This is a genomic window from Cupriavidus sp. BIS7, assembly GCF_000292345.1.
Lineage (GTDB): Bacteria > Pseudomonadota > Gammaproteobacteria > Burkholderiales > Burkholderiaceae > Cupriavidus.
The window spans coordinates 1-15,180 of the sequence record NZ_ALOU01000017.1; the positions used below are offsets into that span (position 1 = coordinate 1).

Annotated in this window: 12 protein-coding genes; 4 read left to right on the forward strand and 8 right to left on the reverse strand. The window is 66.1% G+C overall.

Annotation, left to right across the window (positions count from 1 at the left end):
* Window positions 1–37 precede the first annotated feature (37 nt).
* From glcF to B552_RS0106315, 6 genes are all read right to left on the reverse strand, one after another.
* Window positions 38–1,306 (reverse strand): glycolate oxidase subunit GlcF, encoded by a 1,269-nt coding sequence (gene glcF / locus B552_RS0106290; protein ID WP_019448157.1) that lies wholly within the window; start codon window positions 1,304–1,306, stop codon window positions 38–40.
* 66 nt (window positions 1,307–1,372) lie between these two features.
* Window positions 1,373–2,476 (reverse strand): glycolate oxidase subunit GlcE, encoded by a 1,104-nt coding sequence (gene glcE / locus B552_RS0106295; RefSeq protein WP_019448158.1) that lies wholly within the window; start codon window positions 2,474–2,476, stop codon window positions 1,373–1,375.
* A gap of 31 nt (window positions 2,477–2,507) precedes the next feature.
* Window positions 2,508–3,458: an ion transporter gene (locus tag B552_RS0106300; RefSeq protein WP_019448159.1), complete on the reverse strand. Its 951-nt coding sequence runs from the start codon at window positions 3,456–3,458 to the stop codon at window positions 2,508–2,510.
* A 60-nt stretch (window positions 3,459–3,518) separates the two neighbouring features.
* Entirely contained in the window at window positions 3,519–5,021 is a 1,503-nt protein-coding gene (locus B552_RS0106305; protein WP_019448160.1) for an FAD-linked oxidase C-terminal domain-containing protein, read from the reverse strand.
* Between the two features lie 214 nt (window positions 5,022–5,235).
* Window positions 5,236–6,126, reverse strand: coding sequence for a LysR substrate-binding domain-containing protein (locus B552_RS0106310; protein WP_019448161.1), 891 nt, complete (start codon window positions 6,124–6,126; stop codon window positions 5,236–5,238).
* A gap of 10 nt (window positions 6,127–6,136) precedes the next feature.
* Complete coding sequence (locus tag B552_RS0106315) at window positions 6,137–7,555, reverse strand: FAD-linked oxidase C-terminal domain-containing protein (protein ID WP_019448162.1); 1,419 nt, start codon at window positions 7,553–7,555, stop codon at window positions 6,137–6,139.
* A 156-nt stretch (window positions 7,556–7,711) separates the two neighbouring features.
* Between B552_RS0106315 and B552_RS0106320 the strand changes: the two genes are divergently transcribed.
* From B552_RS0106320 to B552_RS0106335, 4 genes are all read left to right on the forward strand, one after another.
* Window positions 7,712–8,269, forward strand: a complete 558-nt coding sequence (locus B552_RS0106320; protein ID WP_019448163.1) for a cob(I)yrinic acid a,c-diamide adenosyltransferase — start codon at window positions 7,712–7,714, stop codon at window positions 8,267–8,269.
* A gap of 157 nt (window positions 8,270–8,426) precedes the next feature.
* Complete coding sequence (gene dnaK, locus B552_RS0106325) at window positions 8,427–10,370, forward strand: molecular chaperone DnaK (protein WP_019448164.1); 1,944 nt, start codon at window positions 8,427–8,429, stop codon at window positions 10,368–10,370.
* 173 nt (window positions 10,371–10,543) lie between these two features.
* Window positions 10,544–11,686: a molecular chaperone DnaJ gene (dnaJ, locus tag B552_RS0106330; protein ID WP_019448165.1), complete on the forward strand. Its 1,143-nt coding sequence runs from the start codon at window positions 10,544–10,546 to the stop codon at window positions 11,684–11,686.
* A 233-nt stretch (window positions 11,687–11,919) separates the two neighbouring features.
* A complete protein-coding gene (locus B552_RS0106335; RefSeq protein ID WP_019448166.1) occupies window positions 11,920–13,764 on the forward strand; it encodes a bifunctional anthranilate synthase component I family protein/class IV aminotransferase in 1,845 nt (614 codons plus the stop codon).
* Window positions 13,765–13,778: 14 nt separating this feature from the next.
* Here B552_RS0106335 and B552_RS0106340 read toward each other — a convergent pair whose 3' ends face one another.
* Both B552_RS0106340 and B552_RS0106345 read right to left on the reverse strand, forming a co-directional pair.
* Window positions 13,779–14,480, reverse strand: a complete 702-nt coding sequence (locus tag B552_RS0106340) for an energy-coupling factor ABC transporter ATP-binding protein (protein WP_019448167.1) — start codon at window positions 14,478–14,480, stop codon at window positions 13,779–13,781.
* Window positions 14,477–15,175 carry an ABC transporter permease gene (locus tag B552_RS0106345; protein WP_019448168.1) on the reverse strand — a complete coding sequence of 233 codons (699 nt, stop codon included), beginning with the start codon at window positions 15,173–15,175 and terminating at the stop codon, window positions 14,477–14,479. Before B552_RS0106345 ends, B552_RS0106340 begins: the two co-directional genes overlap by 4 nt.
* Between the last annotated feature and the right edge of the window lie 5 nt (window positions 15,176–15,180).

A 15,180-nucleotide genomic window follows, 5' to 3' on the forward strand; every position in this document is an offset into this window, starting at 1 on the left:
CGCCGTGCGGGAGAGGGGAGAAAGACAACCACACAAATCAGGCAGCCTGCGCCACCACAGGCGCCAGCATCCTGTCCACCAGCTCCACCCAATGCACCACCGGCGTCTGCGTGCCGCTCTGCAGATGCGTGATGCAGCCGATGTTGGCGGTGACGATCGAATCGGGCGAAGTGGCCTGCAATTTGGCGAGCTTGTCGTCGCGCAGCTTGTAGGCGAGTTCGGGCTGCAATACAGAATAGGTGCCCGCCGACCCGCAGCACAGATGGCTGTCTGCACAGAGACGCACGTCCACGCCGAGGCGGGCCAGCAATGCTTCGACCTTTCCGCGGATCTGCTGGCCATGCTGCAGCGTGCACGGCGGATGCCATGCCACGCGGCGGCCATCGCGCGGGACGGCGCCCGCCAGACGGTGCAGGTCGTCGGCGAAGTCGGGCAGGATCTCCGACAGGTCGCGCGTCATCGCGGATATCCGCGCCGCACGCGACGCGTAGGTTGGATCGTTGCGCAGCAGGTGGCCGTAATCCTTGACCATCGCGCCACAGCCGGAAGCGGTCATCACGATCGCTTCTGCGCCGGCTTCGATGTGTGGCCACCACGCGTCGATATTGGCGCGCATGTTGTCGAGCCCGCCTGCATGATCGCCATTGTGGAAGCGAATCGCGCCACAACATCCGGCCTCACGTGCCACCACAAGTTGTACGCCAAGTTTGTCGAACACACGTGCCGTGGCCGCATTGATGTTGGGCGACATTGCCGGTTGCACACAGCCATCGAGCAACAACATCTTGCGCGCATGCTCCGTGCGCGGCCACGATCCGGCGGCGGGCTCGCGGGCGGGCACCTTGTTGCGCAGGGTCTCCGGCAGCAGCGGGCGCACGATCTGGCCGAGCTTGAGTGCCGTACCGAACAGCGCGGGCCGCGTCAGGCCTTCGCGCAGCACCCAGCGAGTAATGCGTTCCCGCGCCGGTCGCCGGACACCTTGTGCCTCCAGCCTGTCGTCGACGATCTGGCGGCCGATGTCGACCAGACGGCCATAGGTCACGCCGGAAGGGCAGGTCGATTCGCAGTTGCGGCACGTCAGGCAGCGGTCAAGGTGCAGACGCGTGCTTTCCGTCACGGCGTTACCTTCGATCACCTGCTTCATCAGGTAGATGCGGCCGCGCGGCCCGTCCAGTTCGTCGCCGAGCAACTGGTAGGTCGGACAGGTTGCCGTGCAGAAGCCGCAGTGCACGCAGTTGCCGATGATGGATTTCGCTTCTTCGCCCTCGGGCGTGTTGCGCAGGAAATCGGCCAGTGTGGTTTGCATGGTGGGGTCGCCGTGGTCGCTATGGTCGCTATTGTCGCTATGGTCGCGGTATGGTTGCCTGCGGGGTCAGAGCCCGGTGTACATGCGCTGCGGATTGAAGATGCCCGCAGGGTCGAACGTATCCTTGAGCCGCTTGTGAATCGCGGCCAGCGGCGACGAAAGCGGTGTGAACACGCCTAGCGACTTGTCGCCGTTGCGGAACAGCGTGGCGTGGCCGCCGGCGGCCTGCGCCGCGGCGCGCACGTGATCGGCTGAGGCGCTGCTGTCGTCGGGTGCGATCCACCAGCGCTGGCCGCCGCCCCATTCCACTAACTGGGCGCCAGGCAGGTCCAGCGGCTTGCAGACTGTTGGCACGGCAACGCGCCACAGCGCGCGGCCGGCGTCATGCACGGGGCCGAAGAACGGATGCGTCTGCTCGCGCAGCGCGGCCCAGAGCTGATGGGCCGTGCTGGCATCGACGGCCTCGCCGCCAAGCTTCTCTTTTGCGGCGCAGACAGCGGCCGTGGCACCGCACAGGCGCACATGCAGCATGCCGTCGTGCCACGCCGATGCGGCGATCGGCAGCGGCTGGCCGCCCCATTTGTTGAGCTGGTCGATGGCCTCGGCCTGGTCCAGCGCAAAGCGCAGCGTGGCGTCGTCGAACGGGACCGGCAGCACCTTGAGCGAGACTTCGAGAATCAGGCCGAGCGTGCCGAGCGATCCGGCCAGCAGGCGCGACACATCATAGCCGGCCACGTTCTTCATCACCTGGCCACCGAAGTTCATGATCTCGCCATGGCCGTCCATCAGCTGCGCACCGAGCACGAAATCGCGCAGCGCGCCCGCCGATTGCCGGCGTGGGCCGGACAGCCCGGCAGCCATCACGCCACCCAGCGTGGCCGTGCTCGCCTGTCCGTGCGGTGCGAAGTGTGGCGGATCGAAGGCCAGCATCTGGCGCCGCTGCGCGAGCGCGTCTTCGATCTCCGCCAGCGGCGTGCCGCAGCGTGCCGTGATCACCAGTTCCGCCGGATCGTATTCGACGATGCCGCGATACGCGCGCGTATCGAGCACGGAGCCGGTCAGCGCCTGGCCATAGAAGTCCTTGCTGCCACCGCCGCGCAGGCGCAGCGGGGAACGGCTGTCGCCGGCTTGGCGGATCGCATCGCGAAAGGCGTCGAGAGTGGCTTGCATGAGGACGTGTCGTTATCGAAATGAGGGGACGTCAGCCGGATCGGGCAGTGTTGCCATTGCCGCCCGCGTGGCCCGCGTTGCCCGCGTGGCCGGCGCGGTCATCGGCGAGCGATTCCGCCTGGTAGACGGGCAGTACCGTGCCGCAATGCTTGCAGAACATGGCATCGGGTTCGTGACCTTCGGTCAGGCAGTGCTCGCACGATCGCGTGGTCAGCGGACGCTTGATGATGCTGGCGGCGAGTTCTGCGCCGATGATGCCGGTGGGGAACGCGATGATTCCGTAGCCGAGCAGGATCGTGAGCGACGTGATGAACTGACCGATCGGCGTCTTTGGAACCATGTCGCCGAAGCCCGTGGTGGACAGCGTCACGACGGCCCAGTACATGCTGACCGGAATGCTCGTGAAGCCGTGCGTGGGGCCTTCCACCACGTACATGATCGTGCCCAGGATCACCGTGATGATGAGAACGGTGCCGAGGAACACAAAGATCTTGCGGCGGGCATTCGTGAGGGCGAGCATCAGGATCTCGGCCTCTTCGAAGTAGACCGTGAGCTTGAGGATCCGGAAGACGCGCAGCAGACGCAGCAATCGCACGTCGATCAGGAAGGCGAGCTCCGGCACGAAGAACGATGCCCAGGTCGGGATGATCGACAGGAAGTCGATGATGCCGTAGAAGCTGAACGCATAGCGCAGCGGGCGTCTCACAACGCTCAGCCGCATGATGTACTCGGCAGTGAACAGCAGCGTGAACAGCCACTCGAGTCCGGTGAACAGCGGGCCCAGCCGCGCGTGGATTGCCGAGATACTGTCGAGCATCACCACGGCCACGCTGGCGACGATGGCCACCAGCAGCACGACGTCGAACAGGCGCCCCGCACGCGTGTCCGCTTCGAAGATGATCGTGTACCAGCGCTGGCGCCATCCCGATTCGGGCTGGCCCAGCCGTTGGCGAATACGTGCGTTCAGGTTGCGTTGTGACATGTGGGGTGAGGGAAGGGTTGCTGGCTGGCGCGCCTCCCCCGTCGGCATGGCGAGCGGGCGTCAGAAACGCGGCAGGTCCGGATGCGGCAGCAGGCCGCGCCTGACGTGCATCTTGCCGTATTCGGCACAGCGTGCAAGCGTGGGGATGGCCTTGTCGGGGTTCAGCAGGCGGGCCGGGTCGAATGCGGCCTTCACGCCGAAGAATGCATCGCGCTCGGCCGGTGAGAACTGCACGCACATCGAGTTGAGCTTTTCCACGCCCACGCCATGTTCGCCGGTTACGGTGCCGCCAAGCTCCACGCAGCATTCGAGGATGTCGGCCCCGAACAGTTCGGCACGGTGCCATTCATCCTGGTCGGCACCATCGAACAGGATCAGGGGATGCATATTGCCATCGCCCGCATGGAACACGTTGATGCAGCGCAATCCGTACTTGTGCTCCATCTGCTCGATACGCTTGAGCAGCGTGCCGATATGCTTGCGCGGGATCGTGCCGTCCATGCAGTAGTAGTCGGGCGAGATGCGGCCCGCGGCCGGGAATGCGTTCTTGCGGCCGCTCCAGAAGCGCAGCCGTTCGGCTTCGCTCTGCGACACCGTGATGCGGGTTGCGCCGGACGCGCGCAGTACCTCGCTCATGCGGCCGATTTCCTCGGCAACTTCCTCGGGCGTGCCATCCGATTCGCACAGCAGGATCGCGGCGGCGTCGAGGTCGTAGCCGGCCTTGACGAACTCCTCGACGGCGGCGGTGGCCGGCTTGTCCATCATTTCCAGGCCGGCCGGGATGATGCCCGCCGCGATCACGTCGGCCACGGCGTTGCCACCTTTTTCCACATCGTCGAAGCTCGCCATGATGACCTGCGCGAGTTGAGGCTTTGGCACCAGCTTCACGGTGACTTCCGTGACCACCGCCAGCATGCCCTCGGAGCCGATCATGGCCGCCAGCAGGTCCAGCCCCGGTGCGTCGGGTGCTTCGGAGCCGAATACGACGACGTCGCCTTCCATCGTCACCGCGCGCACGCGCAGCACGTTGTGCACGGTCAGGCCGTACTTGAGGCAATGCACGCCGCCCGAGTTCTCGGCCACGTTGCCGCCGATCGAGCAGGCGATCTGCGATGACGGATCAGGTGCGTAGTAGAGATTGTGCGCGGCGGCGGCTTCGGAGATCGCCAGGTTGCGCACGCCGGGCTGGACCACTGCGGTGCGCGAATACGGGTCGAGCGACAGGATGCGCTTGAACCTGGCCAGCGACAGCACCAGACCGCCGGCAATCGGCATCGCGCCGCCGGACAGGCTGGTGCCGGAACCGCGCGGCACCACGGGCACGCCAAGTTCATGGCACAGGCGCAGCACCGCGCAGACCTGCTTCTCGGTTTCCGGCAGCACCACGGCATCAGGCACCTGGCGGTACGCGGCCAGGCCGTCGCACTCGTACGGGACCGTGTCCTCGGCTTTCCACAGCACGGCGGACTCGGGCAGGATGCCGGCCAGGCGGGCCAGCAGCGTGGCGCGTTTCGCATCTGCGGACTCACCGGCAACCGTGTGGGCGTCTTGCGGGGCGTTCATGGCAACTCCTGTGACGGGCCGGCCGCCAGGCGCGATGGGCGCGCACGGGGCCGGGACGGCAGACTATAGCGCAGGCACCTCGTCACGAGAGCCCCGGCCCACGTGAATTCGGCACGGCAACCCGATCAAAAAGGTTCATGCCGGGCGCTGCGGCGGGGCGATACAGGCGCCGACGATTGCGCGCGATGCCGCTTCCAGCGTAGTGGCTTGGCCGCTACCAGTCCAGCCCGAGCAGCCAGTCGATGAAGTAGCGCGCCTCGGGCAGCAGCGGCGCCTGTTCGCGTTCGACGATGTAGTAGCCGTGCGGCGAAACCGACTCCACATCGAGCAATTTGACCATCTGGCCTGCCGCCAGCCACTGCCGCGCCATGCGCTGGCGCACCAGTCCCACGCCCTGATTCGAGACGATGGCTTCCAGCATCAGCCCGATATCGTTGAACTGGGCGCCGGTCTGGGGCTCCGGCCAGTCCAGCCCGGCAGTCTCGAACCATGGGCGCCATGGCTCCAGCGGGCTGCGCAACAGTGTCAGATTGTGCAGATCCTCGGGCCTGGTGATGGCGAAGCCGTTCACGCGCTCGTAGTACTCGCGCCCGCACGCCGGGAACACCGGCTCCACCAGCAGCTTCGTGGTCTTCAGGTCAGGGTAGCGGCCCGTGCCGTAGCGGATCTCGATGTCGGTGTCCTCGGCCTTGACGTCGAGGAACGGCACGGCCAGATGCAACTCCAGGTCGATATGCGGATAGAGCGCCGTGAATTCCGGCAGGCGCGGCACCAGGTGCTGGCGGCCGAACGTCGGCGGAATGGCCACGCGCAGCCGCGTGCGCAGCTTGTTGTACTCGGGGCGCGCAAGTTCGTTGAGCGACTTGAGCGCGTCCTGCACGTTGCGCTGGTAGCGCATGCCGGCCGCTGTCAGCCGCAGCGCGGCGTTCGAGCGCACGAACAGGTCCTCGCCCCAGAGTTCTTCCAGGTTCTTGATCCGGTGCGAGACCGCGCTCGGCGTCACGGAAAGCTCCTCGGCCGCGCGCGCGAAACTGCCCAGCCGCGCGGCTGCTTCGAACGCGATCAGCAGGTGCAGCGGCGGGACGCGATGGAAAACAGATGCCATGGCTGCGTGCCTAGCGCGTGGCGCTGAAGATCTTGCCGGGGTTCAGGATGTGGTTCGGGTCCAGCGCATCCTTGATCGCGCGCATCAGGTCGAGCGCATCCTCGCCATGCTCCTGCACGAGGAACCCCATCTTGTGCAGGCCCACGCCGTGCTCGCCGGTGCAGGTGCCACCCATCGCCAGCGCGCGCTGCACGATGCGGCGGTTGATGTCCTCGGCCTCGGCCATTTCCTCGGGCTTCGCCGGATCGACGAGGATCGCCACGTGGAAGTTGCCGTCGCCGACATGGCCGACGATCGGGCACGGCAGCGACGACGCATTGAGGTCGCGCTCGGTCTCGGTCACGCAGTCGGCCAGGCGCGAGATCGGCACACAGACGTCCGTGGTCACCGACTTGCAGCCCGGCTTCAGTTGCAGCATCGCGAAGTACGCCGTATGACGCGCGTTCCAGAGCCGCGAGCGATCTTCGGGGCGCGTGGCCCATTCAAAGCCCTGGCCCCCATGTTCGGCGACGATTGCCTGCACCGTCTCCGCCTGTTCGCGCACGCCGGCCTCGGTGCCGTGGAATTCGAAAAACAGGTGCGGGGTTTCCGGCAAGGTCAGATTGTCATGCCGATTGATTGCCCGGATCGCCAATGCATCGACAAATTCGACGCGGGCCACCGGCACGCCAAGCTGGATCGTCTGGATCGTCGCGCGCACGGCGTCGCCCATGCTCGGGAACGCGCAGACGGCCGCGGAGATGGCTTCCGGCTGCGGATACAGGCGCACGGTCACCTCGGTGATGATGCCGAGCGTGCCCTCGCTGCCAACGAACAGGCGCGTCAGGTCATAGCCGGCCGACGACTTTCGCGCGTGCGTGCCCGTGCGGATAACGCGGCCATCGGCGGTGACCACGGTCAGGGCCAGCACGTTCTCGCGCATCGTGCCGTAGCGGACCGCGTTGGTGCCCGAGGCGCGCGTGGCGCACATGCCGCCCAGCGACGCATCGGCGCCCGGGTCGATCGGGAAGAACAGGCCCGTGTCCTTGATTTCCTGGTTGAGCTGCTTGCGCGTGACGCCGGGCTGCACGGTGACGCTCAGGTCCTCCGGATGCACGGCCAAAACGCTGTTCATCTGCGACAGGTCCAGGCTGACGCCGCCGGCCACGGCCAGCAGGTGGCCTTCGAGCGACGACCCGGCGCCATAGGGGATCAGCGGCACGCCGTGCGCATTGCAGAGCCTGGCCAGTTCGGCCACTTCCTCCGTGCTGTGGGCAAACACCACGGCATCGGGCAGTTCAGGAGGAAACGGCGATTCGTCGCGGCCATGATGCTCACGCACGCCGGCCGAAGTGGTGAATCGGTCGCCGAAACGGGCGGCGAGGGCATCGGCAAGCTCGGGCGGGAACGGACGGCGCGCCAGCGCGGCGGCGGGTGTGGGGTGGTTCATGCAGGTCTCCGGGCGTGGGCCGTATGGCTCTGTATGCAGTGGAATGCCGTCATTCTACGTCGCCCCTACGCCGCGTGCGGCATCCGGCGGGGCCCCCCGGGCGGTGGAAGGGGTCCATAATTGCGCCACTTCGAAACTGACAACGAGGAGACCGGCATGGGTAACCGCCTGTCCAAAATTGCCACGCGCACCGGCGACGCCGGTACCACGGGCCTTGGCGACGGCAGCCGCGTCGGCAAGGACAGCCTGCGCATCGCCGCCATCGGCGACGTGGACGAACTGAACTCCCATATCGGCCTGTTGCTGACCGAGCAGGACCTGCCCGAAGACGTGCGCGGCGCGCTGGTCCATATCCAGCACGACCTGTTCGATCTGGGTGGCGAACTGTGCATCCCCGGCTACACGCTGCTGAAGGCGCCCCAGGTGGCCCAGCTAGACGACTGGCTGGCGCACTACAACGCCACGCTGCCGCGCCTGGCCGAATTCATCCTGCCGGGCGGCAGCCGGCCGGCCGCCCAGGCGCACATCTGCCGCACCGTATGCCGGAGGGCGGAACGCTCGCTGGTGACCCTGGGGGCCGCAGAAGCGCTCAACGAGGCGCCGCGCCAGTACCTGAACCGGCTGTCGGACCTGTTGTTCGTGCTGGCCCGTGTGCTGAATCGGTCAGGCGGCGGCAGCGATGTCCTCTGGCAGCGCGAACGCGAGTCCTCGTAAGTAACGCATAGATAACTTCATGAGGGCGTCGCCTTTTTCCGAGGAAATTACTCGGATTTGCGACCTTCGCCCTTGAAATGGCCCGGGACGGCCACATTTCGCCCTCAGGTTGAATTGCAGCCCCTGAGAGAGAGCGGGCTCAATAGGAGAGAACACTATGGGTAAGATCATCGGTATCGACCTCGGTACCACCAACAGCTGCGTGTCCATTCTGGAAGGCAACACGCCGAAAGTCATTGAAAACTCCGAAGGCGCACGCACCACGCCGTCGATCATCGCCTACATGGAAGATGGCGAGATCCTCGTCGGCGCACCCGCCAAGCGCCAGGCCGTCACGAACCCGCGCAACACGCTGTACGCCGTGAAGCGCCTGATCGGCCGCAAGTTCGAAGAGAAGGAAGTCCAGAAGGACATCGGCCTGATGCCGTACTCGATCGTCAAGGCCGACAACGGCGACGCGTGGGTAGGCGTGCGTGACCAGAAGCTGGCCCCGCCGCAGGTTTCGGCCGAAGTGCTGCGCAAGATGAAGAAGACCGCCGAGGACTACCTGGGCGAGCCCGTGACCGAAGCCGTGATCACGGTGCCGGCATACTTCAACGACTCGCAGCGCCAAGCCACCAAGGACGCCGGCCGCATCGCCGGTCTGGACGTCAAGCGCATCATCAACGAGCCGACCGCCGCCGCGCTGGCGTTCGGCATGGACAAGAACGAGAAGGGCGACCGCAAGATCGCCGTGTATGACCTCGGCGGCGGCACGTTCGATATCTCGATCATCGAAATCGCCGACGTGGATGGCGAGAAGCAGTTCGAAGTGCTGTCGACCAACGGCGACACGTTCCTCGGTGGCGAGGACTTCGACCAGCGCATCATCGACTACATCATCGGCGAGTTCAAGAAGGAACAGGGCGTTGACCTGTCGAAGGACGTGCTGGCGCTGCAACGCCTGAAGGAAGGCGCGGAAAAGGCCAAGATCGAACTGTCGAGCACGCAGCAGACCGAGATCAACCTGCCGTACATCACGGCCGATGCCTCGGGTCCGAAGCACTTGAACCTGAAGATCACGCGCGCCAAGCTCGAAGCGCTGGTGGAAGAACTGATCACGCGCACGATCGAACCGTGCCGCACCGCGATCAAGGACGCCGGCGTCAAGGTCAGCGACATCGACGACGTGATCCTGGTCGGCGGCATGACCCGCATGCCCAAGGTGCAGGAGCAGGTGCGCGAGTTCTTCGGCAAGGAAGCCCGCAAGGACGTGAACCCGGACGAAGCCGTGGCCGTGGGTGCTGCCATCCAGGGTTCGGTGCTGTCGGGCGACCGTACCGACGTGCTGCTGCTGGACGTGACGCCGCTGTCGCTGGGCATCGAGACGCTCGGTGGCGTGATGACCAAGATGATCAGCAAGAACACGACCATCCCGACCAAGCACGCCCAGGTTTTCTCGACCGCTGACGATAGCCAGCCGGCCGTGACGATCAAGGTGTTCCAGGGCGAGCGCGAGATGGCCACCGGCAACAAGCTGCTGGGCGAGTTCAACCTGGAAGGCATTCCGCCGGCACCGCGCGGCACGCCGCAGATCGAGGTCTCGTTCGACATCGACGCCAACGGCATTCTGCACGTGGGCGCCAAGGACAAGGCCACCGGCAAGGAAAACCGCATCACGATCAAGGCGAATTCGGGTCTGTCGGAAGACGAGATCCAGCGCATGGTCAAGGATGCCGAGGCCAATGCCGAGGAAGACAAGAAGGCCCGTGAACTGGCCGATGCCCGCAACCAGGCCGATGCGCTGATCCACTCGACGCGCAAGGCGCTGACCGAGTACGGCGACAAGCTCGAAGGCGGCGAGAAGGAAAAGATCGAAGCAGCGATCAAGGAACTGGAAGACGCCGCACGCGGTGGCGACAAGGCCGAGATCGACGCCAAGGTCAACGCGCTGTCCGAAGTCAGCCAGAAGCTCGGCGAGAAGGTGTATGCCGACATGCAGGCCAAGGCTGGTGAAGGCGCTGCAGCAGGCGCTGGCGCAGCCGGCGGCCAGCAGCAGGCCCAGCCGCAGGACGATAACGTCGTGGACGCCGAGTTCAAGGAAGTGAACGACAAGAAGTAAGCGGGACGGCGGGTGGCGGCGCAGGTGATGCCGGCGCCGCCACCCGTTCCCGACGCCGGGCGACGGTGGTCTGACTCACGGTGAAAACCACGGTCGGACACCGCGCTCGGCTTTTTTGCTTATCGCGCGGCGGGTTGCAAGTGATCCGCCGGGCCAATCAGGGTTGAGCCACCATGGCAAAACGTGACTACTACGAAGTGCTCGGGGTAGGCAAGAACGCGAGCGACGAAGAGATCAAGAAGGCTTATCGCAAGCTCGCGATGAAGTATCACCCGGACCGCAATCCGGACAGCAAGGACGCCGAGGAGAAATTCAAGGAGGTCAAGGAGGCCTACGAGATGCTCTCCGACTCCGAGAAGAAGGCGGCCTACGATCAGTACGGCCACGCTGGCGTGGACCCGAACATGGCTGGCGGTTTCGGCGGCGGCGGGTTTGGCGGCGGCGGCTTCGCCGAGGCGTTCGGCGACATCTTCGGCGACATCTTCGGCCAGGCGGCCGGCGGCGGTGGCCGTCGCGGCAGTGGCCCGCAGGCATACCGCGGCGCCGACCTGCGCTACAGCATGGAAATCTCGCTGGAGCAGGCCGCGCACGGCCACGAAGCGCAGATCCGTGTACCGCACTGGGACGATTGCGAGCACTGCCACGGCAATGGCGCCGAGCCGGGCTCGTCGGTGGAAACCTGCCCGACCTGTAATGGCGTGGGCCAGGTGCGCGTCTCGCAGGGCTTCTTCACGATGCAGCAGACCTGCCCGAAGTGCCACGGCAGCGGCAAGTTCATTCCGAAGCCATGCACCAAGTGCCACGGCCAGGGCAAGATCAAGTCGCAGAAGACGCTTGAGGTCAAGATTCCGGCCGGTATCGACGAAGGCATGCGTATCCGCTCGTCGGGCAACGGCGAGCCGGGCATCAACGGCGGCCCGCCGGGCGATCTCTACGTCGAAGTGCATATCAAGCAGCACCCGGTGTTCGAGCGCGACGGCGACGACCTGCATTGCCAGATGCCGATCTCGTTCGCCACGGCGGCGCTGGGCGGCGACCTCGAAGTGCCGACGCTGGGCGGCAAGGCCAGCTTCCCGGTGCCGGAAGGCACCCAGGCCGGCAAGACGTTCCGCCTGCGCGGCAAGGGCATCAAGGGTGTGCGCTCCGGGTATCCGGGCGATCTCTACGTGCATGTGAACGTCGAGACCCCAGTCAAGCTGACCGACGACCAGAAGGAACTGCTGCGCCAGTTCGACCGCTCGGTCCACGAGGGCGGCTCGCGCCATAGCCCGCAGGAACAATCCTGGATGGACAAGGTGAAGAGCTTCTTTAGCTGATCGCCTCGTTGACGGGAAACTGAAGACGGCTACAGGGTCACCGTAGCCGTCTTTTTTTATGTATGGTTGGTGCTGGAACGGCCGGCCCTCTCCCCCAACCCCTCTCCCGCTTGCGGGAGAGGGGAGCAAACCTGCAGCGTTCGTCATGCCGTGGGTGTTCGCCCCTCTCCCGCTCGCGGGAGAGGGGCGGGGGAGAGGGCCAGCACCTCACATGCCAACAACGCTTGCCCTCATTGCCCACTCCCGCTGAAACCTTCGTCCTCCTCGACGACGCCCACGCATCGGGCGCTGCCGCATCGCGCCTCTACACCGATTTCGTGCGAGAGGACGTCGTGCCCGCCGGCTCCGATGTGGCCGCGCTTGACACACTGCTTGCCCAAGGCTGGCAGGCCGGGCTCCACGCTGCGCTGTTCGCGCCCTACGAGTTCGGTGGCCCGATTGTCGGCGTGCCCGTGCATCTGGGAGGGCCGCTGCCGTTCCACGATGGCGCGTTGCGGGTGCTGTGGTTCCGCACGCTGAAGCGGCTCGATACGGATGGCGTGGCGCAATGGCTTGCGGCCACCGCGCAACCTGGGCCCGCGGGCGCGCTCGATGTCGCGGCCAGCACCACGCGGCAGGCCTACGCGGATGCGATTGCACGCATCCACGACTACATCGAGGCGGGCGACACCTATCAGGTCAACTTCACCCAGCGGCTGCGCTTTCGCGCCTTCGGCGATCCGGTGACGTTCTACGCGGCATTGCGCGCGGCGCAGCCGGTGCCGTTCGGCGTGCTGGCCCGCTTGCCAAGCGATGGCTGGGTGCTGTCTCTGTCGCCAGAACTGTTCGTCGAGCACGATGGCAGCGGACGTCTGGTGGCACGGCCGATGAAGGGCACCGCGCCCCTCACCGGCGACGCCAGTGAGGACGCACGCGCCGCGAAGATGCTTGCGGCAGACGCCAAGAACCGGGCAGAGAACGTGATGATCGTCGATCTGCTTCGCAACGACCTTGGCCGATTGGCCGTGCCCGGCAGCGTTGCCGTGCCCGCGCGCTTCGTCGTCGAGCCGTTCGGCCGGGTGCTGCAGATGACCTCGACGGTCACCGCCGTGGCGCGCCCGGGCACGTCATTTGGCGCGCTGACTACCGCGCTGTTTCCATGCGGCTCGATTACCGGTGCGCCCAAGCGGCGCACGATGCAGATCATCGGCGAACTCGAGGCGTCGCCGCGCGGCCTGTACACAGGCGCGATTGGCTGGCTCGACGCGCCTTCGGATGGGGAGCAACTCGGCGCGTTCGGGATGTCCGTGGCGATTCGCACGCTGGTGCTGGCGCCGTCCGGTGACGATGGCCTGCGCTTGGGAGAAATGGGCGTCGGCGGTGGCATCGTCCATGACAGCGTGGCCGACGACGAATTCGCCGAATGCGGCTGGAAAGCGCGCTTCCTGACCGGCCACGACCCGGGCTTCACGTTGTTCGAAACCATGCATGCGCACGATGGCGTGGTGCTGCATCGCGAGCGTCACCTGCAGCGGCTCGCGCATTCGTCGGCCGCGTTCGGATTTGCGCTGGACCTGCCTGCAGCCCGCGCCGCGCTGCAGGCCGAAGCGGGGCGGCTCGGCGATGGCGACTGGCGCCTGCGTGTGAGCGTGGACAAGCATGGGGCGCTGGTGTTCGCCAGCGGCGCGCTGGCTCCGCTTGGCAGCGATGTGGCAGGGCTGGAGATCGCGCAGTTGCGCCTGCCGGTGCACGACCCGCTGCGCCGTCACAAGCTCAGCGCGCGTGCAACGTTCGATGCTGGCTGGCAGGCGGCAGAGCGGGCCGGCGGCTTCGACAGCCTGTTCTTCAATACGCGTGACGAACTGCTTGAGGGCGGCCGTAGCTCGGTGTTCGTCAAGGTGGATGGCCAGTGGCTGACGCCACCGCTGTCGGCGGACATCCTGCCGGGCGTGATGCGCGCGGTGGTGCTGGAAGAGGGCGATGCGCTGATCGACGGGCCCGTGGCGGAAGCCAGCGTGACGCGCGACATGGTGCGGCGTGCCGACGCCATCGTCATTGCCAATGCATTGCGCGGTGCAATGCGCGCACGCCTGATCTGATCGTCTTGACCCGCTTACTTGTGGTGCGTGTCGAGCTTGCCTTCGCCAAGCTTCCAGCGCACCACGCCGGGCAGGTTGATCAGCTCGCGGTCATGACAGACGATCACCACTGAACGGCCTTCCGCGGCAAGCTCGCCGATCAGCGCGATCACCTGTTCGCGCGCGTGGCCGTCGAGGCTCGATGTCGGTTCATCGAGCAACAGCAGGTCCGGCTCCAGCACCTTCGCGCGGGCCAGCGCCACGCGCTGGATCTCTCCGCCAGAAAGCTTGTCCGGCGCAGTGTCCTGAACATGCACAACCCCGGCCCAGCCCAGCGCCGCGCCCACGCGCTGATCGACCTCGTGGCGTGACAGGCCGCGCATATGCAGGCCGTACGCGATGTTCTCGCGCACCGAGGTGCGGAACAGGTAAGGATGCTGATGCATGTAGGCGATGCGCTGGCGCAGGGCCTGAGGCAGCGGCGAAAGCGGTGCGGCGTGTACGGTGCCATCCGCGTCCGTCCAGCCTACGGTTGCGCCCGGCGCCGGTTCAAGCCCGGCCACCATGCGCAGCAGCGTGGACTTGCCTGCGCCATTGACACCGGTCAGCGCAATTGCCGTGGCGCGCGGAAACGCGAGTTCGTCGATCTTGAACAGGTTGCGCGCACCGACGCGTCGCGACAAGCCGCGCACCGTCAGCAGCGGCGCATGCACTGCCTTGCTCTTGGGTGCGTTCATCGACGGAATCCTCCGGCACCTTGCAGCCAGGCCATCAGCACATTGACGATCAGCGCCAGCGCCACCAGCACGATACCCAGCGCGATGCCCTGCGCAAACTCGCCCTTGCTTGTCTCCAGCGCAATGGCCGTTGTGATGGTGCGCGTTGCACCCTCAATATTGCCGCCGATCATCAGCGCCGACCCGACCTCCGCAATCACGCGGCCGAAACCGGCAACCACGGCGGCCATCAGTCCGAAACGCAGTTCGCGCAGCACCGTCATGCACATGCGCCAGCGCCCGGCGCCAAGCACCCATGCAGTTTCACGCAGGCGCGGGTCCGCCGATTGCAGCGTGGACAACGCAAACGCCAGGATCACTGGGAAAGCGATTACGGCCTGGCCGATCACCATGCCCGCCGGTGTGAACAGCAGCGAGAAGCTGCCCAGCGGCCCCTGGCGCGTGAACAGCAGGTAGAGAATCAGTCCGACCAGCACGGTCGGGAACGAGAGAAAGGCTTGTGCGACGACGACAACCGCGCGTCGCCCGGGAAACTGATGGGTGGCGATCAGGTAGGCCGCGCCGATCGCCGGCACGGTGGCCAGCGCCAGGCCCAGCCCGGCCACCATCAGCGAGGTCCAGACGATGAACCATAGCGAGCCGTCGCCGCTGGCCAGCAGGCGGAACGCGTCCAGTGTCGCGGCGCCTATCTCCACGCGGC